Raw genomic sequence first — 234 nt, forward strand, 5'->3', positions numbered from 1 at the left:
CCTCGGCTCGCGGACTTCGAGGCCCAGATTCGCGATGAGCTGCGCGAGACGGACCCGGATGTCTCGCTCAGCGTGACCCGTGGCAATGCCGAGAACGCGCTGTCCGTCGAGGACACCCAGCGGCTGGTCGCGGTGCTGGATGCCGCGCCCTACGGGGTCGAGCGCATGAGCGCGGCGGTGGAAGGCGTGGTGGAAACCTCCAACAACCTCGGCGTGGTGCAGCTGCGCGAGGGG

The 234-nt window shown here is 69.7% G+C and carries 1 pseudogene; it reads left to right on the forward strand.

Going from position 1 to position 234, the window contains the following annotated elements:
- Positions 1-234: pseudogene (locus tag R0J88_RS23645) on the forward strand (cytosol nonspecific dipeptidase); the annotation flags it as partial.

The sequence above is a fragment of the Pseudoalteromonas sp. SIMBA_162 genome, assembly GCF_046535955.1.
Lineage (GTDB): Bacteria > Pseudomonadota > Gammaproteobacteria > Enterobacterales > Alteromonadaceae > Pseudoalteromonas > Pseudoalteromonas marina.